Origin of the sequence: Bdellovibrio sp. KM01 (assembly GCF_013752535.1) — a bacterium.
Lineage (GTDB): Bacteria > Bdellovibrionota > Bdellovibrionia > Bdellovibrionales > Bdellovibrionaceae > Bdellovibrio.
In genome coordinates, this window is record NZ_CP058348.1 from 637,079 (window position 1) to 659,954 (window position 22,876).

General features: G+C 45.8%; 20 protein-coding genes. 17 read left to right on the plus strand and 3 right to left on the minus strand.

Annotated features, from left to right (window positions below):
* Window positions 1–83 precede the first annotated feature (83 nt).
* The 7 genes from HW988_RS03220 (at window position 84) to murC (ending at window position 7,521) form a co-directional block, all read left to right on the plus strand.
* Window positions 84–641 carry a hypothetical protein gene (locus HW988_RS03220; RefSeq protein WP_181606195.1) on the plus strand — a complete coding sequence of 186 codons (558 nt, stop codon included), beginning with the start codon at window positions 84–86 and terminating at the stop codon, window positions 639–641.
* Window positions 642–881: 240 nt separating this feature from the next.
* The gene (gene mraY / locus HW988_RS03225; RefSeq protein WP_181606196.1) at window positions 882–1,958 is read left to right on the plus strand and encodes a phospho-N-acetylmuramoyl-pentapeptide-transferase; all 1,077 of its coding nucleotides are present in this window, start codon (window positions 882–884) and stop codon (window positions 1,956–1,958) included.
* Between the two features lie 4 nt (window positions 1,959–1,962).
* Window positions 1,963–3,351: a UDP-N-acetylmuramoyl-L-alanine--D-glutamate ligase gene (gene murD / locus HW988_RS03230; RefSeq protein WP_142698996.1), complete on the plus strand. Its 1,389-nt coding sequence runs from the start codon at window positions 1,963–1,965 to the stop codon at window positions 3,349–3,351.
* Between the two features lie 80 nt (window positions 3,352–3,431).
* Window positions 3,432–3,818 carry a hypothetical protein gene (locus HW988_RS03235; RefSeq protein WP_181606197.1) on the plus strand — a complete coding sequence of 129 codons (387 nt, stop codon included), beginning with the start codon at window positions 3,432–3,434 and terminating at the stop codon, window positions 3,816–3,818.
* Between the two features lie 121 nt (window positions 3,819–3,939).
* On the plus strand, window positions 3,940–5,091 hold the full coding sequence (gene ftsW / locus HW988_RS03240; RefSeq protein WP_181606198.1) for a putative lipid II flippase FtsW: 1,152 nt from the start codon (window positions 3,940–3,942) through the stop codon (window positions 5,089–5,091).
* Window positions 5,084–6,157 carry an undecaprenyldiphospho-muramoylpentapeptide beta-N-acetylglucosaminyltransferase gene (murG, locus tag HW988_RS03245; RefSeq protein ID WP_181606199.1) on the plus strand — a complete coding sequence of 358 codons (1,074 nt, stop codon included), beginning with the start codon at window positions 5,084–5,086 and terminating at the stop codon, window positions 6,155–6,157. The genes ftsW and murG overlap by 8 nt, the downstream gene beginning before the upstream one ends.
* On the plus strand, window positions 6,154–7,521 hold the full coding sequence (murC, locus tag HW988_RS03250; protein WP_181606200.1) for a UDP-N-acetylmuramate--L-alanine ligase: 1,368 nt from the start codon (window positions 6,154–6,156) through the stop codon (window positions 7,519–7,521). Before murG ends, murC begins: the two co-directional genes overlap by 4 nt.
* A 42-nt stretch (window positions 7,522–7,563) precedes the next feature.
* On the opposite strand, the gene HW988_RS03255 is transcribed toward murC, so the two are convergent.
* Window positions 7,564–8,109, minus strand: coding sequence for a hypothetical protein (locus HW988_RS03255; RefSeq protein ID WP_181606201.1), 546 nt, complete (start codon window positions 8,107–8,109; stop codon window positions 7,564–7,566).
* A gap of 428 nt (window positions 8,110–8,537) precedes the next feature.
* On the opposite strand from HW988_RS03255, the gene HW988_RS03260 reads away from it, so the two are divergent.
* The gene (locus tag HW988_RS03260; RefSeq protein ID WP_181606202.1) at window positions 8,538–9,182 is read left to right on the plus strand and encodes a hypothetical protein; all 645 of its coding nucleotides are present in this window, start codon (window positions 8,538–8,540) and stop codon (window positions 9,180–9,182) included.
* Window positions 9,183–9,256: 74 nt separating this feature from the next.
* On the opposite strand, the gene HW988_RS03265 is transcribed toward HW988_RS03260, so the two are convergent.
* Window positions 9,257–9,769, minus strand: a complete 513-nt coding sequence (locus tag HW988_RS03265; RefSeq protein ID WP_181606203.1) for a hypothetical protein — start codon at window positions 9,767–9,769, stop codon at window positions 9,257–9,259.
* Between the two features lie 224 nt (window positions 9,770–9,993).
* Between HW988_RS03265 and HW988_RS03270 the strand changes: the two genes are divergently transcribed.
* A complete protein-coding gene (locus tag HW988_RS03270) occupies window positions 9,994–11,142 on the plus strand; it encodes a BamA/TamA family outer membrane protein (protein ID WP_181606204.1) in 1,149 nt (382 codons plus the stop codon).
* Here HW988_RS03270 and HW988_RS03275 read toward each other — a convergent pair whose 3' ends face one another.
* Entirely contained in the window at window positions 11,143–12,660 is a 1,518-nt protein-coding gene (locus HW988_RS03275; RefSeq protein WP_181606205.1) for a methyl-accepting chemotaxis protein, read from the minus strand.
* Window positions 12,661–12,915: 255 nt separating this feature from the next.
* Between HW988_RS03275 and HW988_RS03280 the strand changes: the two genes are divergently transcribed.
* The 8 genes from HW988_RS03280 (at window position 12,916) to acnA (ending at window position 22,802) form a co-directional block, all read left to right on the plus strand.
* On the plus strand, window positions 12,916–13,662 hold the full coding sequence (locus tag HW988_RS03280; RefSeq protein ID WP_181606206.1) for a cell division protein FtsQ/DivIB: 747 nt from the start codon (window positions 12,916–12,918) through the stop codon (window positions 13,660–13,662).
* A gap of 124 nt (window positions 13,663–13,786) precedes the next feature.
* Window positions 13,787–15,046 carry a cell division protein FtsA gene (gene ftsA / locus HW988_RS03285; RefSeq protein WP_181606207.1) on the plus strand — a complete coding sequence of 420 codons (1,260 nt, stop codon included), beginning with the start codon at window positions 13,787–13,789 and terminating at the stop codon, window positions 15,044–15,046.
* A 66-nt stretch (window positions 15,047–15,112) separates the two neighbouring features.
* Window positions 15,113–16,822 carry a cell division protein FtsZ gene (gene ftsZ, locus HW988_RS03290; protein ID WP_181606208.1) on the plus strand — a complete coding sequence of 570 codons (1,710 nt, stop codon included), beginning with the start codon at window positions 15,113–15,115 and terminating at the stop codon, window positions 16,820–16,822.
* Window positions 16,822–17,568 carry a UDP-2,3-diacylglucosamine diphosphatase gene (locus tag HW988_RS03295; RefSeq protein ID WP_181606209.1) on the plus strand — a complete coding sequence of 249 codons (747 nt, stop codon included), beginning with the start codon at window positions 16,822–16,824 and terminating at the stop codon, window positions 17,566–17,568. The genes ftsZ and HW988_RS03295 overlap by 1 nt, the downstream gene beginning before the upstream one ends.
* A gap of 62 nt (window positions 17,569–17,630) precedes the next feature.
* Window positions 17,631–18,191 carry a hypothetical protein gene (locus HW988_RS03300; RefSeq protein WP_181606210.1) on the plus strand — a complete coding sequence of 187 codons (561 nt, stop codon included), beginning with the start codon at window positions 17,631–17,633 and terminating at the stop codon, window positions 18,189–18,191.
* Between the two features lie 2 nt (window positions 18,192–18,193).
* Window positions 18,194–19,471, plus strand: a complete 1,278-nt coding sequence (locus tag HW988_RS03305) for a metallophosphoesterase (RefSeq protein ID WP_181606211.1) — start codon at window positions 18,194–18,196, stop codon at window positions 19,469–19,471.
* Window positions 19,472–19,558: 87 nt separating this feature from the next.
* The gene (locus HW988_RS03310) at window positions 19,559–20,107 is read left to right on the plus strand and encodes an NUDIX hydrolase (RefSeq protein ID WP_181606212.1); all 549 of its coding nucleotides are present in this window, start codon (window positions 19,559–19,561) and stop codon (window positions 20,105–20,107) included.
* Window positions 20,108–20,123: 16 nt separating this feature from the next.
* Window positions 20,124–22,802: an aconitate hydratase AcnA gene (gene acnA, locus HW988_RS03315; RefSeq protein WP_181606213.1), complete on the plus strand. Its 2,679-nt coding sequence runs from the start codon at window positions 20,124–20,126 to the stop codon at window positions 22,800–22,802.
* Window positions 22,803–22,876 lie beyond the last annotated feature (74 nt).

Genomic DNA, 22,876 nt, shown 5'->3' on the forward strand with positions numbered 1-22,876 from the left:
TCCTTTTAATTCCATCTGATCCGTGAAAAGCCCTGCGCATGCGTTTTGCTCTACTCCTTTGTGAAAACAATTTTGGAGGAACCATGAAATCTGCATCGATGTTAGTTTTGTTGGCGACAGCACCTTTATTTATGACGGCTTGTTCGCAATTAGGAACTGAAGTTCAGTTCGGCAGCTTTAGAAGTGCAGAGGCTATTATTCCCGTTGTAGATGGTGAAGAGCCCCAAGGAACTACTGATAGTGGTGCTCCAGATACCGGTTCTCCTGAAATAATAGATGAAGTCCCACTGAATCCTGGCGAAGTGATTGATGATGACGGCAGTATCGTTGACGGCGACGGTGAGGTGGTTGTTCCAGCTTGTGATGCGAAAACTCAAGCTGAAGCCAACTTGATTCTGAAACAAGAAGGCAGCACGAACATCGCAGGCGTTTCGCAAACAGGCGCTAACAACTCAGCTTTGATTTATCAAAAAGGCGACAGCAACACAGCGTGCGTGGTGCAAGTTGGTGATAATAATAAAGCAGATGTACAGCAAACAGGATCTTCAAACAGTGCTTCAGTGTCGCAAACAGGTAACGGCAGCTCGGCAACTATCATTCAATCAGGCGGCAGCAACTCAGCAGTGGTAGTTCAACACTAAGAATTCGATTTCCCCACAGACCCACACAGTAAGTCCGTACCCCATAAAGGTACGGACTTACCTTTTGAGCTTACAGACTTTCCATGTTGAATGATTCCGGCAAAATCCCGTTAAATTGCAAAATATCCAGCGATATCATATAGTTATAAATTTCCCATTGCATTTCAAAGTGCCGATGTGCTAAACCCTTAAAGTTCCAAGCAAAAATCAATTTCCAAGGATATAGGGGAATCGCACATCATGCTTTACCAGTGGCTCTATTCAATGTCGGAATACTTCTCTCCATTGAATGTCTTTCGTTACATCACGGTTCGTACATTCATCGCGTTTTTTACATCTTTCCTACTGTGCTGGATGTGGGGCCCTTATTTCATTAAACGCCTGCAGCTAAAGCATTTTGGTCAATCGATTCGTGATGACGGCCCTCAGTCTCATAAAAAGAAGGCCGGCACTCCGACCATGGGTGGCGGATTGATTCTTCTTTCCACTTTGATCCCATGTTTGTTGTGGGTGGATATGACAAACCCCTTGGTTTGGTCGGTTCTGCTTATCACTTGGGGCTTCGGTATGATCGGTTACATGGATGACTGGTTGAAAGTAAGCAAAAAGAACTCCAAAGGTCTTTCTGGAAAAATCCGTTTACTGGGTGAGTTTTTGATCGCTGGCTTGGTTGTAGCTTATCTGGTTCACTTCCATGATTTGGGCACAACAGTTTACATTCCCTTCGTAAAATCATTCGGTTTCGATCTGGGCTACGCTTACATCGTGTTTGCGGCTTTGGTAGTCGTGGGAACTGCGAATGCAGTAAATCTGACAGATGGTTTGGACGGCTTGGCGATTGTGCCAGTGATGATCTCGGCAGCGACATTGGGTTTGTTTGCCTATGTAACAGGTCACTACTCTATCGCGAATTACCTGCAAATCCCTCACGTGGTCGGAGCAGGTGAGTTAACTCCGGTAGCGGCGACGATTGTTGCTGCGGGAATGGGTTTCTTGTGGTTTAACGCGTATCCCGCACAGGTCTTCATGGGCGACGTGGGTTCTTTGTCCTTGGGCGGCTTCTTGGGTTCGATGGCCGTTATCACTCAAAATGAGTTGTTGATGGTAATCCTGGGCGGTGTCTTCGTGGTGGAAGCATTGTCGGTAATCACTCAAGTGATTTCTTTCAAACTGACGGGTAAACGTATTTTCAAAATGGCGCCGATTCATCACCACTTTGAATTGGGCGGTTTGACCGAAACGAAGATCATTGTTCGTTTCTGGATTATTTCGATTTTATTGGCTGTTTTAAGTCTAGCGACTCTCAAATTGAGGTAGAAGAATGTATAAAGAGTTTAGTGAATTAAAAGACAAAAGAATCCTGGTGGTCGGTCTTGGTAAAACGGGTGTGTCTTTGGCGCATTTCCTAACCAAGCACGGCGCTCAGGTGACGGTAACGGATCACAAATCCAAACCGGAACTTTCTGTGCAACTTGAGCAATTGGGCGATCTTCCAATCAAGTATGAATTGGGTGGTCACAGTCCAAAAACTTTCATCGCTCAAGATTTGGTTATCCTGTCTCCAGGCGTGCCTTCTACTTTGAAAATCTTCGATTACGCAAGATCACAAGGTATCAAGATCACAGGTGAGTTCGAGTTCTCTGCTGGTTTCATCAAAGAACCAATCATCGGCATTACTGGTACGAACGGTAAAACAACCGTAGCGCGTATCACTGAAGCGATCTTGACTCAATCAGGTGTTAAAACTTGGGTGGGTGGCGCGAATGAAAAGCCGTTGGTGGATTACCTTCGCCTTGATGACAAAGCTCAGGTGGTGATCGCAGAAGTTTCCAGCTTCATGCTTGAACACTGTGACACTTTCAATCCAGGTAACGTCGTATTTACGAACTTGGCTGAAAATCACTTGGATCGTTATCGCTCTATGGAAGAGTACGTAAACGCGAAACGCCGTGTTTTCAAAAACACAAATCAAGCGACCACAAGCATCTTGAATGCAGACGACAACGCCGTTGTTGAATTGGCGCGTGATCCAGCGGTTCAACGTGGACGTATTTTCTACTTCTCTCGTAAACCAGCTTTGGAACCACAAATCATGAATATCGGTGGTGCAGTGAATATCGGCGACGAAATTCGCGTGCGCACAGGTCCTGAGATTGAAACTTTCAATATCAAAAACATGAAAATGCGCGGTAAGCACTCAATCGAAAACGTGATGGCAGCTATCCTGGCATCTCGTGAACACGGTGCTACTCGTGAAGCGGTTCAAAAAGTGATCGAGACATTCAACGGTCTTCCTCACCGTATTGAGTACGTTCGTAAAGTGGGCGGCGTCTTGTTCTACAACGATTCTAAAGCGACTAACGTTCACGCAGTTCTTCGCGCTTTGGACACTTTCGATGAAAACGTGATTTTGATCGCGGGTGGTAAAGACACGAATTTGAACTATGAACCTCTTCGTACGTCGGTAAAACGCAAAGTGAAGACTCTGATTTTGGTCGGGGAAGCGAAAGAACGTATTAATCGCGACCTTGGTGACTTCTCTGAGACCTTCCTGATCGGTACGTTTGAGGAGGCGGTTTTGATCGCTTACCAAAAGTCCAGAATCGGGGACATTGTTCTGCTTTCTCCAGGCTGCTCAAGTTTTGACATGTTTGACAGTTTTGAAGAGCGTGGTGAATACTTTAAAGAGATCGTGAGAAAATTTCACTGAGTTGTTTGTCTACAGAATGACAAAACACAAAGGCTCTCATTGGATGAGGGCCTTTTCTTTGATAAAGCTAGGAGGGCTTTGTGATTCGTCTTCTCGTTGTTTCTTTGTCTTCACTCTTCTTGTTGTCTGCCTGCGCATCTGGGACATTTAAGGCACGCCAGGAACAACGTGATAAATTGGCTGCGAACACAGGTATGTACTGTAATTTCGTTAGCGGCGAAGTCTTTCCTGACGTTGAGGTTGAACTCAGCATGGAAATGGCAAAACGCTGTGATTCCTCACGCGCCTTCTCTATCACTAACTACAAAACAGCTTCGAACGAAAACGGCATTGTGTACTGCTGCTCTATGTCGGGCCGCGCACAAACGATCGTGAACAAGCGTTCTTCAACGACGACAACTAGCACTGACGTGAAAACAGAGAAGAAAAATGACTCTGGTGCAGAAGTGATCGAAGCACCGATGTAATTGCCGATGGGCCCTGCTTTGACAGGGTCCAGTCTTGGCACCAATCCTAGACGTACAAATGGACTTCTGATTAAAATAAAGGCGGGAAGTGAGTCTTCCTTTGCGCCTTTGGGAGTCCATCATGTTTAGATATTTATCAAGCAGCTTGTTTCTGGCAATCATCACACTTTTAGGCATTGGCCTGGTGCAAGTTTACTCTTCCAGTTTTATCTTCGCGATCGAATCTTATGGAGACGGTCTTTTCTTTTTCAAACGCCAATTACTTTTTGCACTTATCGCGGCCTGCGTTTTAGTCGGCACGGTTCATATCCCTTTCAGAATTATTGAAAAGCACGGATGGATGTTGTGGTTCGCCGCTGCCATCGGAGTCCTTGCGACATTCGTTCCTGGTTTGGGTGTGCGTGTGGGCGGAGCCATTCGTTGGATTCAATTGCCATTCGGTATCCGCTTTGAACCAGCAGAGCTTTTAAAAATCGCTTTTTCAGTTTGGTTCGCAAGTCTGCTGTGTCGCCGCGATAATATTTTGGGCCATGTGAAGTGGTGGTGGTTGGCGCTGGCTTTGATCGTTCCTTTGTTCCTTTTGCTTCGTCAGCCTGACTTCGGAAGCTTTGCGATTATCCTGATGGTTGCGGTGAGTTTGCTTTTTGCTTTTGGTTTGCAGTGGAAATACATCGTGGCATCCATGGCCGTGATGTTGCCGGCATTTTACTTTCTGGTGATGTTGGTTCCTTACCGTCGTGCCCGTGTGTTGGCGTTCTTGGATCCTTGGTCTGATCCTGCACAAAAGGGCTTTCAAGTGATTCAAAGTATGTTGAGCTTCCATTCGGGTGGTTTGACGGGTGCCGGTTTGGGGCAAGGTCAAGGGAAGTTGTTCTTCTTGCCGGAAGCTCACACCGACTTCACTTTGGCAGTACTGGGCGAGGAAATGGGCTTTGTTGGTTTCGTTGCCATCATGGCTCTTTATGGTTTTGTGGTTTTCCGCGGAATTCAAATTGCGATCAAAGCTGAAGAGCCTTTCAAAAGAGCATTGGCTTTGGGGCTTTCAATGACTTTTGGTTTAAGTGTTTTCATCAACGCCGGTGTGGTGATGGGACTTTTGCCAACGAAAGGTTTGACGCTGCCTTTCTTAAGCTACGGTGGCAGTTCCCTTGTCGCTTTGTGTTTTATGTTCGGATTGATTTTGAACATTGAAAATTCCTTCGAAGAGGATAAATTCTCTAAACGTTTCGGCACATCTCGTTGGAACGCATCGAAAGTGAAAGCACATGACTAAAAGAACTGTTGTGATCGCTGGGGGTGGCACAGGTGGCCACATCTATCCCGGGATCGCTATTGCGCGCGCTATTCAGAAGTTGGATCCTTCCGTGGATGTTCACTTCGTTGGAACTGCGCGCGGTATGGAATCAAAAATTATTCCCCGTGAAGGTTTTCCTTTGCACTTGATCGAATCTGGTCAGTTGAATGTGAAAAGTCCCATTAAAAAGTTGAAGACGGTTCTGCGCATGCCTTTAGGCTTGTGGCAGTCTTTCCGTTTGTTGATGCAGCTAAAGCCTCTCTATGTGATCGGCGTGGGCGGTTATGCTTCAGGGCCTTTCGTGCTTGCGGCGAGTATCGTCGGCTTTAATACAGCGGTGTGGGAGCCCAACGTGATGCCAGGAATGGCGAATCGTTTCTTGTCTCGCTTTGTTGATAAATGTTTCGTGGTGTTTGAAGAGTCCCGAAAATTTTTGAAAAACAAAGAGGTGATTCAGGCGGGAATGCCGGTTCGAGAAGAAATCGAAAAAGCCATTCATACCGCACACAAAGATGAGAAGTTTCATCTTTTGGCATTCGGCGGCAGCCAGGGGTCTCGAGTTATCAATACCTGCTTAAGTGACGCGATCATTGGCGGGGGAGATTGGACGAAGGATTTATCTGTCGTTCATCAATTGGGTAGTGCGGATTTCCCTTTGGTTTCTGTCAAATATCAAAATTCTGGCGCCAATGTGGATTATCATGAGTATATCTTCGATATGCCAAAATATTATCAGTGGGCAGATATTATTGTTAGCCGTGGTGGGGCCAGTTCCATTGCGGAGGCGGCAGCATTTGGTATAATTCCTATTATTGTGCCATTACCAGGAGCTGCGGATGATCATCAGCAAAAAAATGCAGAGAGCCTTGTCGCCCGAAATGCGGGTCGCATGATTTTGCAGAAAGATTTAACGCCTGAAAGATTGATTTCAGAAGTACAATCTCTTCGCCAAGATAAAGCTTTGCGCGAGCAAATGGTTAGGAATATAAAAGATCTTTATGTTCCCCAGGCAGCAACAACCATCGCAAAGGAAATCTTGCAATGAAATTACAACACGCCAAATTCCACTTCGTAGGTGTCGGCGGCATCGGTATGTGTGGGCTCGCGGAACTTTTGCACAACATGGGAGCGAAGGTTTCAGGTTCTGACATTGCAGATAATGCGAATACAGAACGTCTGCGCGAAATGGGTGTGAAAGTTTATAAAGGCCATGCAGCTTCCAACATCGGTAATGCTGACGTTGTGGTTTACTCTTCCGCTATTCAATACGGCAATCCAGAAATTTATGAAGCTCGTGCTCGTCAGATCCCTTTGATCCCACGTGCAGAAGCCTTGGCAGAGATCATGCGTTTGAAACGCGGTATCGCTGTCGCGGGCACACACGGGAAAACAACGACGACTTCGATGACGTCGGCGATCTTCCTTGAAGGCAATATGAAACCAACAATCGTGGTGGGTGGTCGTTTTGAAATGATCAAATCCACCGCCCTTCTGGGTGAAGGTGAATGGTTGGTGGCAGAGGCCGATGAATCAGACGGCAGCTTTAACAAGCTGACGCCTGAAATCGCCATTATCACGAATATCGATTCTGATCATTTGGATCACTATAAAACTTTCGAGAACCTGCAAAAGAATTTCTATGACTTCGCCCTGAAAGTTCCGTTCTATGGAAAAATTATCGCCTGCGGTGATGATCCCATCGTTCGTCAAATTTTCGAAAACTTCCCTAAACGTATTTTGTTCTATGGCTTTGATGAAAAGAACGATTTGGTTTTGGTGGGCGAGCAAGGAAACTATTCTTTGTATCGCAGCGATCGTCTGCTGGGCACTCGCCACTTGGTGGGTAAGTTTAAACTCAATGTTCCAGGTCGTCACAATGCTTTGAATGCAGTGGCAGCGATCTGTGCAGGCTTGGCAGCGGGTATTCCATTTGAAACGTGCGCAGCGGGTCTGCAACGTTTTGATGGAGTTGATCGTCGCTTCCACTTCAAAGGCGAAAAAAGCGGCATTAAAGTTTACGATGACTATGGCCACCATCCGACAGAGGTGCGTGCCGTTCTTCAGGCTTTCCGTGAAAAGTATCCGAACAACCGCTTGGTGGTGTACTTCCAGCCGCATCGTTTCTCTCGGACTCAGCACTGCTGGCACGATTTTACGACTGCGTTTATGGAAGCCGATCAGATTCTGCTAACCGATATTTATCCTGCTGGTGAAGCTCCAATTCCAGGTATCAGCTCTGAAAAGCTTGCCCAGGAAATGAAGCACGAACACGCGCAGTATTTCTTGCGTGATGAAAAGTCGTCACAAAAAATCGTATCGATGTTAAAAGATGGGGACGTCTTTATTACCCTGGGAGCTGGCGATGGCTGGAAACTGGGATTGGATGTTCTGGATAAAATCCAAAACTAAAAAAAAGCCGGGGATGATCCCGGCTTTTTTTATTTTTCAGAACTATTTTCTTAGTTCTTTTACTTGTTCCTGAAGTTCATTGATACGTTTGAACAAATCAACAACTTGGTCCAACGCTTTGTCGGTTCTGCCGCTGCGAAGGCTTTCATAGATATTGGATGTTCTGGTTTCAAGACCTTGCAGAGCTTGAAGAGAAACGGTCTCCTGGATTTTTACCACAACAGTTTCTTTACATGCTGGAGCTGGTTTTGGAAGTCTTGGAGCATTGCCAGCAGCCATTTTCAAGCATGTCACACGGTCATATTCGTCAGCTTTGTTACTGCAATAGTTCAGTACTGCGTCTGAATAATCAGAACCAGCACCCGCTTTGTAGCAATCAGCCACATAAGAACCAAAGCTCAATTGGCTACAGATTTTTGTTACGCCCAGGGAGATGGATTCACCATCAATCGCTTTGTTGCACTCTACGCTTGCAGTAGAGTTGGAAAGACTGTCGCAAACACGTTTTGCATTGGCATCTTTGTAAGCCGCTTGCGCGAAAGATGCAGTCACCAAAGACATCGTTAACATTAAGATCATTTTTTTCATCGTTTTCTCCTGATAAGTTGTTAGTCAAACTTGCCAAATTGCGATCACTTTAAAGCCTCGATGGCCATGGAATTTCGAGGCTGCTAAATTAACCGCAATCTAGTTTATTCAAAGAGCTTGCGTTGCCAGAGATGTGCCAGAGGAGTTTCCATTGCAGAAACTGAATGTGCACGTGCAACAAGAAGATAATGATCGCTCTCTAACTGAGACGAAATTGATGCATGTTTCATCGTCACCAAGGCATGATGTTCCCCCGTATATTGGCGATGAAATTGTTTTTTACTCGAGAGAATTTAGAAAGCATCTCTTTCAGATCGAAATGAGACACGAGAATTAACCTCCGGAAATATTAGGATGTTGAACTTTTCATCATGAAGGCCTTTTAAACAGTTCTTTGCAAATACATTTCAGATGGAGCATGGATTTACATGAGTATGGGACTTGCATTTGAAAACTTCTATAAATCACTGGGAGTTAGAATGAATTTGCGCTTGAGACAGATCTTTATAATGGTTGGTGTTCCGACGCTTTTATTGGGATATCAAAACTGTGCAAAAGTGGCTTTAAGTTCTGTGCAAGATGGGGCCTTGCAGGCCCAAGCACAGCCGCTGAATTCTCCGTCCGATCCAGCAAGTAGTGCAGATCCAGAAATGGAAGTTATAGACGGTGATGATCCGGTGGATATTACTGATGTAGAGATCGCGAATGCTGTGAAAGCCTGCGAAAGCAAAGAAGCCTTTTCAGCTCCGGCCACGAACCTGGTCGTGAAGTACAATCATGAAGTCATTCGATTGGATGCCTATTCAGTCAGATCTCTTTCGGGAAATCATGGCGATATTATTCTGCGTGCTGCTGATCAAAGTGGAACTATTGAATCGGTTAGTAATACCAATCATTCGACGATTATATTATGCGGATTTAAAACGATCGACACGATTAAGGCCATTCAGGATCGCGTGATCGTGGTCGGAGGAGAGATCGGAAGTCTTCGCGCTGTTCACAGCCGTATAGCGCTGGTGAAAGCCTCTGCGAAAGCGGTCAAAGAAACGAAATCGATTATTAACAAATACTAAAAGTCTGTTCCCCCAGGTCAGGCTTAGAACTAAAAAAAAGAGGATGATTTTATCATCCTCTTTTACTTTTCAATTTAGTTCTTCATCTTTTTCTTAAGATCTTCGATGCGGTTGTAAAGATCTTCAAGTTGCTCCAGGGCTTTGGCTTTATTGTCGGCATTGACACTGTCATAGATATTTTCAGTTCTTTCCTGAAGTCCTTCCAGGGATTGGGTTGTTACAACCTGAACGCAAGCAGGGATGGGTTTGGGAAGTTTGCGGGCATTGCCAGCCGCTGTTTTCAAGCAAGTGATGCGATCGTATTCTTCGGCTTTGGCAGAGCAGTAATTTAAAACTGCATCGGTATAGTCATTCCCGGCGCCCACTTTAAAGCATTCGGCGACATAAGTTCCGAAACTCAACTGGCTGCAAAGTTTAACGACTCCCAATGAGATCGCTTCGCCTTCGATATTTCTGTTGCATTCAACGCTGGCGATGTTGCTGGAAAGATCGTCACAAATGCGTTTGGCATTGGAGTCTTTGTAGGCGGCGTGTGAAAAAGATGCGAAGACAAGTGAGATTGCGAAGATCAAAATGGCTTTCGTCATGATTCATTTCCTCTGCTTTGAAAGACATGCCTATATTGAAGTTACTTGAAAATGTCTAGCGACAGTTTTGCAATGGAAAAATAGCCATCCAGTGTGGCGCGATGGTAATGTACGTTATGTCAACGTTTACTAAAATTGCGACAGCAACCTTGCATGAATCTTAACTGTTAAGAAGCATCGTCAGAATGCGTTTGTGCAAATTGAATTCAATCTAAACTGCGGTAATGAAAAACCTGTTTATAGCACTTGGTATTTTCATGGGATTGAATATTGCTAATGCCATGGAATCGACTTCGTCGTTATTTTTTGATCCTGGAGACCATTACCTTGATGCCAGTGAGTGGCTGTTGAAACATCGCGGCTTCTTACCAGTCCCCATTATCATCACGGAACCTGCAGTGGGGACCGGGGGCGGCGTGGCGCTGCTATTCATGAGCGACAGTGAAGGGGCCCGCGAGGCTCGCGCTTCAGAAACTCATAAACGATTTATTCCTCCTACGGTGACGGGTGTCTTAGCCGCAGGAACTGATAATGGAACAAGAGTTGGTGGAGCATTCTATGTCACCAACTGGAATCATGATCGTTGGCGGTACCTGGGATTTGTGATGGCGGCCTCCGCCAATTTGGATTTCTATGGTCTGGGGGGCTTCAACAATGCCGATGATATTCATATTCAATACAACTTAAAGGGCGGTGGAATTTACAACGATCTTCGGGCGCGCATCGACGACAGTAATTTCTTTGTCGGCGGACGCTATATTTATACAGATATCAGCGTCGATTTTAAAACCGGTGCATTGCCGCCAGTTCTGCAAGGCGAAGGCATCGAAAATCGCAATGGCGGAATTTCGCTCTTAGTAAGCTATGACAGCCGCAACAATACCATGTCGCCGCAACAGGGACTTTTGGCAGAGTATCGGTATTATATTTTCAGTGAAAACTTAGGCGGGGATTTGGATTATCATGTCCAAGCGTTGGATCTGCAGGGTTTTATCCGAGCCAGCGATCAGTGGGGATTCGCAGGAAGATGGATTTCAAGATGGATCGACGGAGACGCACCCTTTTATGCGAAACCATTTATCAACCTGCGCGGAATTCCAAAGCTGCGATATCAAGGCGACGTCGCTTCATCTATGGAGGGAGAGATAAGATATAATCCTCATCCCCGTTGGGAATTGTCTGTGTTTGGTGGGGCGGGAAGGGCCACTGATTCCGTTAGTAACATGGAGAGTGCTGACACCGCCTCAGCCTATGGTGCAGGATTCCGCTATATGATGGCGCGACTTTTAGGATTTCAAATGGGCGCAGACATAGCCCGCGGCCCAGAAGAAACAGTGTTCTATATCCAAGCCGGCGGTGCCTGGGGTTTTTAACTACCCAGCCATCAATTTCGTTAAATCATCGACAACGTTTTTCATGACTTCGGCTTGAGTGTTGAGCTCTTGTGAGGCATTCGAACATTCTTGCGCCGAACTGCTGTTGGAAAGCGTGATCTTTTCCATGTCGGTCAAGGCTTGGTTGATCTGAGCGATGCCCAACTCTTGCTCGGCACTCGCAGTTGAGATCTCAACGTTCAAGCTAGACAGCTTTTCAATCGAGCTTACGATTTCTTTCAAAGAAGATTCGCTGGCGCGAACGACCGCATGGCCGTGCTCAACTTTTTTGGCACTTTCGTTGATCAAAGTTGAAATCTCTTTTGCGGATGTGGCACTTCTTTGCGCAAGACTGCGAACCGCATCTGCGACTACTGCGAAACCTTTGCCGTGTTCGCCGGCGCGAGCGGCCTCAACGGAAGCATTCAGTGCGAGTAGGTTTGTTTGGAAGGCGATGTCGTCGATCACGGTGATAATCTCTTCGATCTTTTTCGAACTGGCTGAGATGTCTTCCATGGATGAAGTCAGCTTACGTACTTCTTGCTCGCCGGTGTGAGCTTTTTGAGAAGCTTGGAAAGCTAGATTCTTGGCTTCGCTGGCGTGTTCGCTATTGCGCTTCACCATGCTGGAGATCTCTTCTGTGGATGCAGATGTTTCCTCGATCGAAGCAGCTGCTTTCACCGATGACTGTGTTACTGTTTGGCTGGAAGCCAGAATCTCGTTGCTGGAAGTGGAGACCTGCGCGCCAGCTTCATTGAGTTTTGAAATAGACTCAACCAGGCGGCTTAAAGGTTTTCGAATCAATAGATATGACACAACTAAGATCAATGCCGAAATTAATGATGTCCACCACAAGATAGAGATCGATGCGTTGTTAGCGGCAGCGGCGACCTGGTCTGTTGATGACTTCACGGCAAAGATGCCATGAAGTTTCCCGTCTTTCCAGTCTTCCATCGGGAAACCCAGAATGTCCTTGCCATTGCCCCAAGGAGACGTTGACGGATGACCGTGACAAAGTAGGCAGCCTTGTTGTTCGGACAAGCGCACGGGGCGATAGACTGTGATCGCGCCATCTTTGTTTTCTACGTATTCTTTCAGCTCGCTATTGGATTCAAAGCGTTTCAGGATTTCTATTTCGGAAGCAGTCGGCGTGTTTTCTTTGCGACGTGGATTTTCTGCGAACACGCGGAAAGTATAGAAATCTTTGTCAGCGTTTTCGAATCCAACTTTGATGGAAGCAAAGATTGGCACTTTGTGTAGAATGCGTTGTTGCACTTCTTCTGGAAGTTTTCCATCTGGATGAGTTACGACTGCATGTTTGATGTCTTCGTCTAGTCCGCCTTGGGTGGCGACATAGCCGCGGATGGCTTCCAGGCGTGATAGAATCGCGCGGGATTTTTCCACGAGCTGATCTTGGCCTTGGTTGTGAATTTTAGAAGATGAAATAGCTACGGCTGCGAGTGAGCAAACCAAGCTAGATGCGGCGATATTGATAATGATCTTTGATCCGAATTTCATGTTTGTAATATCGGCGATGGAGTCATTCACTATATGGAGAGAAGTTCGCTTAATTATTAACAAAATTTAAAAGCAAAACCTTGGTCGAGTTTGTGAGGCTTTCTCTCCCCTTCGGTTGGATTTTGAAGTTTTTCGGGGCGAATTTGAGGACCTCTTCTTTGGTCGTGTTTATATTTGTGGGTCCTTAGAGTGGTAACAAGGTCGAGTGAAAGTTGTTAATCTGATTTCAGAAAGCCATTCGTTTGGAGAGTTCTCGTGAAGAAGTTGGTACTGAAATTATTTTTGGGATTCATTGTTATACCAGCGGCTTTGGTGGGAACGTTCTACTATTTGAATGAGCATGGCTTTTTCAATATTGAAAAAGTGGAAGTCGTTTTGGAGAATCCTCCGCAAGGGCAAGAGCAGTTTTTAAAACCTAATGTTGATGCGTTGGAAGAGTTGCTTGCGAAATACAAAGGCGAATCTCTTTGGAATATCAAGTTAAAAACCGTCTCCACTGAATTGAAAAAACAAGAGTGGATTGAAAACACACAAATTTCCCGTTCTTGGCCAGCAACGCTTTCTTTGCGCGTTCGTCCTTATGAAGTGAAGCTCCTGTATATGGCAAAAGGTGGTAAGCTTGTGCCGATCATCAAGAACGGTGAGTTCTTGGATGCCATCGAAGCCAAACAAGCTCCCGATGTTGCGATTTTGGATGGCGATGCTTTCGCCAAGAAAAAGGAACTTCGAAAAAAAGCAGTTGATGTGATCGAGCAAATTCCTGCTCAAGGATCGTTCAGCAGAAGAACAATTTCTGAAGTTCGTTATGATAATAAAGAAGGTTTTTGGATGACCTTGATCAAATCCGGCACGCAAGTGAAAATCGGTGAAGAGCAAGTGGCACTAAAGGCAGCGCGCGTTTCTCGCGTCGTAGATTACCTCGAAACCAAGCAGTTTGACGCTCGCGTCATAGACGCGGATCTGTCGAAGAAAGTCCTTGTCAGGTTGCGTAAGGATCCCTAAGCTTAAGTCTGGAAGACCATCTAAAGTCGAGCTCAGGTTCGGCTCAAATCGAATAAAATGATTTTATTCGTCGGTCTCTCAAACAAAGACGCCCAAATAGGGTGTCATATACGAGGACTTAGGGATGAGTACATCAAAACCGAAAGCTCCGGTATTGGCTGGTTTGGATATTGGTTCGACCAAAGTATGTTTCGTTATCGGAACCGTCAATCCCGAAGGGAAAATCGAAGTCGCGGGAGTAGGCACTGCTCCTAATACAGGCATCCGCCAGGGTGTTGTCGTTAATATTGAGGCGACAACTGATTCAATTAAAAAAGCTAAAGAAGAAGCAGAGTTGATGTCTGGTTACAGCGTCGGCGAAGTTTGGGTTGGCGTTTCCGGCACTCATATCTCTTCATTTGATTCCAAAGGTATGGTCGCAATCAAAAATCGTGAAGTAACACCTTCAGAAATTGATCGCGTGATCGAAGCGGCGAAAGCCGTAGCTGTTCCAACAGACCGTACTGTTTTGCACATCCTTCCAAGAGAATTTAAAGTCGACGGCCAAGACGGCATCACTGATCCAGTGGGCATGTCAGGTATCCGTTTGGAAGCGAATGTTCACATCGTAACAGGCAGCCAATCCGCAATTCAAAACACTGTTAAATGTGTTGAGAAAGCAGGATTGAAAATCGCTGGTTTGGTTTTGAGTCAACTGGCTTCTGCAACAGCGGTTATTTCTAATGACGAAAAAAATCTGGGCGTAGTTGTTGTCGATATGGGCGGCGGTACTTGTAATAACTTGTACTTCGTTAACGGCAGCGTAGCGCACTCTTCTATCATTCCAGTGGGTGGTTCACACTTCACTCATGACGTCGCTGTAGGACTTAGAACTCCTCAGTTCGCGGCGGAAGTTTTGAAGAAAAAATACGGCTGCGCTATGGCATCCATGGTGAACGACAACGAAACGATTGAAGTAGAAGGCGTTGGAGGTCGTAAATCTCGCGTGATCCCTCGTAAGGATCTTGCGGATGTGATCGAAGCCCGTGCAGAAGAAACATTGAATCTGATCGCTAACGATATTCGTATGAGCGGTGTGATGCCAATGTTGGGGTCCGGTATCGTTCTGACTGGCGGTGCCAGTCAGTTGGATGGCCTGATTGAAATGGGTGAGTTTATTTTTGATATTCCGGTTCGCAGAGGGGCACCTTTGGAAATCGGAGGTCTGACTGATGTTGTGAAGTCTGGTGAATTCTCGGCAGCAGTTGGATTGTTACAGTATGGTTTGTCACAACGTAAAGATTTGTTGATGAGCCAGCATACGCAGGAACTTGAGATCAATATCGGAGAGTCGATCAACGGCTTGACGAAGCGTCTTAAGGAAATGTTTGAAAAAGTATTTTAGTTTTTAAATTTACTCGGTGGAGGCTGGAGGCCTCTGGATCTTTTAAGCATCGTCGGGAGGGACAACATGTTTGAATTAGAAGAAAATATCAATATCGGTGCGAATATCAAAGTTGTAGGTGTCGGCGGTGGCGGTAGCAACGCTGTTTCTACAATGATCGCGTCTGAAATGGGCGGCGTTGAATTCATCGTGGCAAACACAGATATCCAAGCTTTGAACTCACACAAAGCATCTAACAAAATTCAATTGGGTATCGATTTGACAAAAGGTTTGGGCGCTGGCGCAAATCCAGATGTTGGTCGTCGTGCTGCGATCGAATCTTACAATGAAATCGTAGAAAAATTGGAAGGTTCTGACATGGTATTCGTAACTGCTGGTATGGGTGGTGGTACGGGTACGGGTGGTGCTCCTATCGTAGCGAAAATCGCTCGCGAATTGGGTGCTCTAACTATCGGTGTTGTGACTAAGCCATTCTTGTTCGAAGGTAAAAAACGCGGTAAGCACGCAGACTCTGGTCTTCAGGAACTAAAAGACAATGTTGATACATTGATCGTTATCCCGAACCAAAAACTTTTGACTATCGCAGCTGAAAAAACTCCTCTTTTGGATACTTTCAAAAAAGCTGACGAAGTGCTTTTGCAAGCGGTTAAAGGTATCTCTGATTTGATCAACATCCGTGGTTTGATCAACTTGGACTTCGCCGATATCCGCACCGTTATGTCTTCTAAAGGTATCGCGATCATGGGTACTGGTTCTGCTAAAGGTGAAAACCGCGCAGTAGAAGCCGCAACTGCAGCGATCTCTTCTCCACTTCTTGAAAATGTTAAAATTGATGGCGCAACTGGCATCATCGTTAACATCACTGGTGGTTCTGAACTTTCATTGTACGAAGTGAACGAAGCGACGACTTTGATCACTGAAGCAGCTCATGAAGACGCAGAAATCATCTTCGGTGCAGTTATCGATGAAACAATGGGTGAAGAAGTACGTGTGACTGTGATCGCAACTGGTTTCGATTCTCACGAAGTGAAACTTGTGAACGACATGGCTCAAGTAAACCAAATGCAAAACTTCTTGAACCAACAAACGGCACAATTTGGTATGAACAACATGGGCATGGGTATGCAAATGCCACAAATGCCTAACATGCCGCAAATGCCTCAGTTCCAGATGCCACAAATGCCTAACATGAATCAAATGCCTGTTATGCCGACAATGCCAACTATGCCGGTGATGCCTCAACAAGCTACACCAGTTGAACTTCCGCCTATCGCGGCAGTGCAGTCCCAAGTGATGAACTACACTTACCAGCAGCAAGTGGAAGTTCCGGTCACTCCGGGGTTACCCCAGCAACCGGTAACTGAAACTGTAACAGTTCCACCGGTAGCTCAAGTAACTCCGCAAGTTGCACAACAAGCAGCGCAGTCAGTGGCAGCACAAGTGCCTCCACAAGCTCAGCCGCAAGTTATGCAGCAAGCTCCGGTTCAGGCACAACCTGCTCCAGAGATGGCAACACCAATTCAACCACAAGTTGAAGGTGTTTCTCCTCGTGATTTGTTGTTGGCTAAGGCTCGCGCTTTCAAAGAAAGCCAAGACCTTAAAAACCGTCATGCAAATCCAGAACAGTTGTCTATGAACGTAGACCATGAACAACAATCATTGGAAGAAGCTCGTCGCATGGCACGTGAAGTGTTGAGCTCTCCATTCTCTTCTCAAAACCTGGAAGTACCTGCATTTATCCGCAAGAAACAAGGTTTTGATTTGAAACAAGACTAGTGGAAGCCTGGTTTATATCCGACATTCACTTGAAATCCGCAGAAGAGCGCAACGGGCAAATCCTGTTGCGCTTTTTGCGTTCTTTGCGACAGGGTGATCCTGCGAAAGTTCATCTTTTCATGTTGGGGGATATTTTCGATCTTTGGATCGGTGGCTCTGAGTTCTTTGGGCGCAAGTTCCAACCTTTGATGGATGCGCTGAAAGAATTGAGAGAGGCTGGTGCACGCATCACCTATATTGAAGGTAATCACGATGTTCACGTCGAAGGATACTTTCAGAAAAAATTGGGCGTCGAAGTTTTTGTCGAAGCTCAATACTACGAAATTGATGGTCTAAATGTGCGAGTTGAGCACGGAGATCTAATCAATCTAAATGACATCAAATACTTGAAATATCGCGCCATCATTCGCAATCCGTGGGTTAAGCCATTGAAAGACGTTTTCCCTGGACGTTTCTGGGATTACATCGGCAACCGTGCGAGTAAAAGAAGCCGTGAACGCAGTGGTCATTATCGCCACCGTAATGAAGAGCAACTGGTGACGATGATCCGTAATCATACTCACCGTGCTTACGACGAGGGACCTTTTGATGTCATTATCTCGGGCCATATGCATGTGTTTGATGACTCTATGGTCGAGACTCATGGCCGAAATGTCCGCTCTGTGAATTTAGGTTCGTGGTTCGAAGAACACATCAAAGTGTTCCGTATTAAAGATGGCATTTGCGACTGGGTCACGATTTCCTAGGTCCCGTGATTGACCCGAGTTCGGTTCGCTTTTAAAGTTTCCTTCTGATGGAGGAAAATCCTATGCGCTACCTAATGATCGCAGTTCTATCTTTGTCTTTCGCGGCTTGTTCTACCAATCGTAATAAAGCTGAAAAAATCGATACGAAACTTGAAAACCCTGCTCCCGTGGGCAGCGGAAATATCGGTATTAAAGATGGCGATATGGTTTATCAACGTAAAGTCGCAATGAATGAACAACTGCGCACTTTGGAAAATGAAGTTTACGATCTTGAAGCTCGCGTATTTGGCGGCTCTCGTTACCTGGACAACCGTGGCTTATATGGTGTGCTTCGTGATTGCCGCTTGCAGTTGGGTGATACAGATAACGCTGGTGACGGAAAAATGCGTTGGACAGAAACTCGCACTTATGTGACCTCTGAAGAAGACTTTTCTAAAATCGGTGTAGAAAATAAAAAAGACATCGTGGGTGTGACCGAAGAAGGATTGCGTGATCGTATCGATCGTTTTAAGGGCTACAAAGAAGTTTTGCTAAAACGTCAGGACGAATACGAAACAAAAGTAAAAATGTGTGAGCTTGAGTTGAAACAACAAAAAGCGAAAAGCAAAGTTGAAGGGACTTAAGAATGCGCTTGAGTAAATCTTCTGCTTTAGTCTTGTTGGTATTTCTTGCGGCTTGTGCACATAAGCCCTCTGACAAAGCGGAAAACCTGACCTACGTGGGCTTAGCTGATTCCAAAAATTCATTTGTAAGAACGGTTGCGCCGAAAGACGGTAAATGTCCAACGGTGCAGTTTGCAAAAGCTCCTGGCGAAGTTGACGTCTTGCCTATGCAGGAGGCGAAATTCGACTCAACAACCGTGTGTGAAGCGAATCTTCCTGAAGGAACAAAAACAGTTATCGTGGGTGAACGTCAGATTTCAATTCCTGAATCGCCAAAACGTATCATCATCTTTGGTGATACAGGTTGTCGACTGAAAGGAAACTATTTCCAGGATTGCAACAACCCGAACGAATGGCCCTTTGCTCGTATCGTGAAAGCGATCGACAAAGAAAATGCAGATCTGATCGTTCACGTGGGTGACTATCACTACCGTGAAACCTGCAATGATCCTGTAAAGTGTGCTCCCTTCAAGGATACTTTGGGTTACGGATATCGCGCATGGGAGGCTGATTTCATCGCTCCAGCGACATCTTTGTTGCAAGCAAAACCTTTTGTCTTTATTCGCGGAAATCACGAAGATTGTCAGCGTGCTCACGAAGGTTTCAGTAAACTGTTAACTCCGCTGGGTGAAAATTCCTGTCCTCAATTCCAAGAAACTCGTTACACAAGTTTCGGGAATATGTTGATGGTGAATTTTGATAACGCCACTTTGTCAGATCAGAAATTGGATCCGAAAAGTCCTGAGATGGCAGTATGGCGTGCGCACTATCGTAAGATGGTGAACACGATCAATTCTCGTCCTGAAACTGAAGTGTGGTTGATGGTGCATCGTCCGATCTGGGGCTTGGCTCCGAATTGGAATGGACCTGCAGCTGTTTTACCGGTGAATTTGAACATGCAAACTCTGACAAAAGAAATGCCTTTACCTAAAAAGGTGAAATTTGTTTTTGCGGGTCACATTCATAACACGCAGATTTCAACAGGAAATCATCCTGTTCATGTTGTCATGGGAGAGGGCGGAACAGCTCTTGATTATTACGATGCTGCGACTCGCAGGCTTATTCCTGCGGGCTTCACGGTGCTTCCTTCCAATCATGGATACATGGTTTTGGACAAAGATGCGCAAGGGAAATGGATCGGCACGGTCAAGGGATACGAAGGACAAACGAATTTCGTTTGTTCGCTAGAGGATCCTAAAATGCCGTGTGATGCTCCAGTAAAGAGCGAAGTGAAAAAATAGTTTCCAGCAAAGGCCTCCACCACGGAGGCCTTTTTATTTTCGATAAAGCCCGTGACTGACTAAAGTCGGGCGTGAGATCCTTAAGCCATGAAGCATCTCGAAGAAAAAACTCTCTCATCGAAACGTATATTCCAGGGCCGATTTTTAAAAGTTGAGCAGGACCAAGTGCAGGCTCCCGATGGGAAGATTTATCATCGCGAGTACATTATTCATCCCGGCGCGGCCATGATGATTCCAATGTTGCCGAATGGGAACGTGATTATGGTTCATCAATATCGCCATGCTGTGAAGCAGGTGATGTTGGAGTTCCCTGCGGGCAAACGCGATAAGGGCGAGGACAGTTTAGTCACTGCCAAGCGCGAACTTATCGAAGAAACTGGATATTCTGCAAACGAGTGGAAATTTTTAACACCGATTCATCCAGTCATTGGGTATTCTAACGAGCAGATCGATCTGTATTTGGCAAAGGACCTTAGCAAGACTGAGCAACGTCTGGATCATGGTGAATTTTTGGAAGTGGTGGAAGTTGCTCCCAAGGATCTGATGTTGCTTATTCAGCAGGGTAAATTAACCGATGTGAAAACCCAGATAGGCGCCTTTTGGCTTGATAAAATTCTGCGCGAGGAGTGGAATTGAGAGGGAGGATCCCCTCATGTTGGTACAGTCAAAAGACAGCTTCAAAACTAAAGACAAACTTAAAGTCGGTGCGAAAGAATACACGATCTTCAATCTGAAAAAGATTTCGCACCCGAATCTAAAACGCCTGCCGAACTCGCTGCGAGTTCTTTTGGAAAATCTTCTGCGTCACGAAGACGGTGTGCATGTCACGAAAGAAGATATCGATTCACTTCTTAGCCTTAACAAAGAATCTTTGTCGCGAGAAATTTCATTTTTCCCGGCGCGTGTATTAATGCAAGACTTCACTGGTGTTCCTGCCGTGGTGGACTTGGCAGCGATGCGTGATGCGATGAAATCTTTGGGTGGTGATCCGACGAAAATCAATCCCCTGGTTCCAGTGGATCTGGTGATTGACCACTCAGTGATGGTCGATTCCTTTGGGACGCCTTCGAGCTTTCAAGAAAACGTGAACATGGAATTTCAGCGCAATCACGAACGCTATGTGTTCTTGAAGTGGGGTCAGCGTGCTTTCCAAAACTTCCGTGTGGTTCCTCCAGGGACAGGTATTTGCCATCAGGTGAATCTGGAATACTTGGGTAAGACGATCTGGAATGCAAAAGGCCAACATGGCGAATACGCTTTCCCCGATACGCTGGTGGGAACTGATTCCCATACGACGATGGTAAATGGTTTGGCAGCTCTGGGTTGGGGTGTTGGTGGTATCGAGGCCGAAGCCGTGATGCTGGGGCAGCCTTTAAGTATGTTGATTCCTGAAGTGATTGGTTTCCGTTTGGAAGGAAAACTAAAAGAGGGCACGACCGCAACGGACCTGGTTCTAACGGTCACTCAAATGCTTCGTAAAAAAGGCGTTGTCGGTAAGTTTGTTGAATTCTATGGCCCAGGCTTGGAAGGTCTGTCATTGGCAGACCGTGCGACGATCGCGAATATGGCGCCCGAATATGGTGCGACTTGTGGTTTCTTCCCCATCGACGAAGAGACGATGAAGTACTTGCGAATTTCGGGTCGTGACGATGAAACGATCGCTTTGGTGGAAGCTTATGCCAAAGAAACAGGAATGTGGCGTACAAGTGACGACGAGCATTTCTTCTTCCACGATACTTTGAAGTTAAATATGTCCGAAGTGGTGCCTTCGTTGGCGGGGCCTAAGCGTCCTCAAGATCGCGTGTTGCTGGATAAAGCGGCCAGTGATTTCAGTGCACAGCTGACTTCCGGTTTCAGTGTCGCAGCTGATAAATCCTCGAAAGACAAATTCGCGGCCGACGTTGAAGGCCAGAATTATAAATTAGGTCACGGGGACGTGGTTATTGCTGCAATCACCAGCTGTACGAATACTTCCAATCCATCTGTTATGATGGGGGCGGGCCTGGTTGCGAAGAAAGCTGCCGAAAAAGGCTTGAAAGTTAAACCTTGGGTGAAAACTTCTTTGGCTCCAGGTTCCCAAGTCGTGACTGACTATCTTGAGAATTCTGGATTGCAAAAGTATCTGGATCATTTGGGCTTTAACCTTGTTGGCTATGGTTGCACGACTTGTATCGGTAACTCAGGTCCACTTCCAGAACACATCGCGCATGCGGTGGAAAAAGGTAATCTGGTTGTGGCTTCGGTGCTTTCAGGGAATCGTAATTTCGAGGGTCGTATCAATCCTCATGTGAAAGCAAACTATCTGGCATCTCCGATGCTGGTCGTGGCGTATGCTTTGGCGGGAACGATGCAATTGGATGTTATGAAAGATCCAATTGGTGAAGACACTCAAGGGAAGCCGGTGTTCTTGAAAGATATCTGGCCAACCAATAAAGAAGTCTACGATATCGTCAATCAAACGGTTGAAACGAAAATGTTTAAAAACCGTTACGGCAATGTGTTCGCGGGAACTGAAGACTGGCAAAAAATCCAGACAGTGCCATCGCAAACATATGCGTGGGATGAAAGTACTTATATCAAAAACCCTCCGTACTTTGCCGGCATGAAGAAAACGCCAGAGAAATTATCTGACGTTAAGGGCGCAAGAGTTCTGGCGATCCTTGGGGATTCCATCACAACAGATCATATCTCTCCAGCAGGAAGCTTTAAAAAAGATTCTCCGGCCGGAAAGTATCTGATCAGCAAAGGTGTGCAACCGGTGGATTTCAATTCCTATGGTTCGCGTCGTGGAAATGATGAAGTGATGGTGCGCGGAACATTTGCCAACATCCGCATCAAAAATGAAATGCTTCAGGGTGTGGAAGGCGGAATGACCAAATACGTTCCGTCAGGCGAGCAGATGTCGATCTTTGATGCTGCCGTAAAATATCAAGCTGACAAAACTCCATTGGTGGTTGTGGCTGGTAAAGAGTACGGAACAGGATCTTCGCGTGACTGGGCAGCCAAAGGAACGACGCTTTTGGGTATTCGCGTGGTGATTGCTGAAAGTTTCGAACGTATCCACAGATCCAACTTGGTGGGCATGGGTGTCTTGCCTTTACAATTCCATCCGGGAATGGATCGAAAAACATTGCAACTGGATGGCTCTGAAGTTTTGGATATTGTGGGTATTGAAACCATGAAACCTCAACAGGATATTACGGTGCGAATCACTCGCTCAAACGGTAAAACTGAAGAGGTGAAAGTGAAGTCCCGTGTCGATACAGCTGTGGAATTGGAATACTTGAAAAACGGCGGTATCTTGCACTACGTTCTTAGAAAGCTAATGTAGTTTTCGGTTTTTTGTACAAGTTCTGGACAGGCATTTATATTTTTTAAATTCCTGTCCAGTTTTTATTTTGTGAG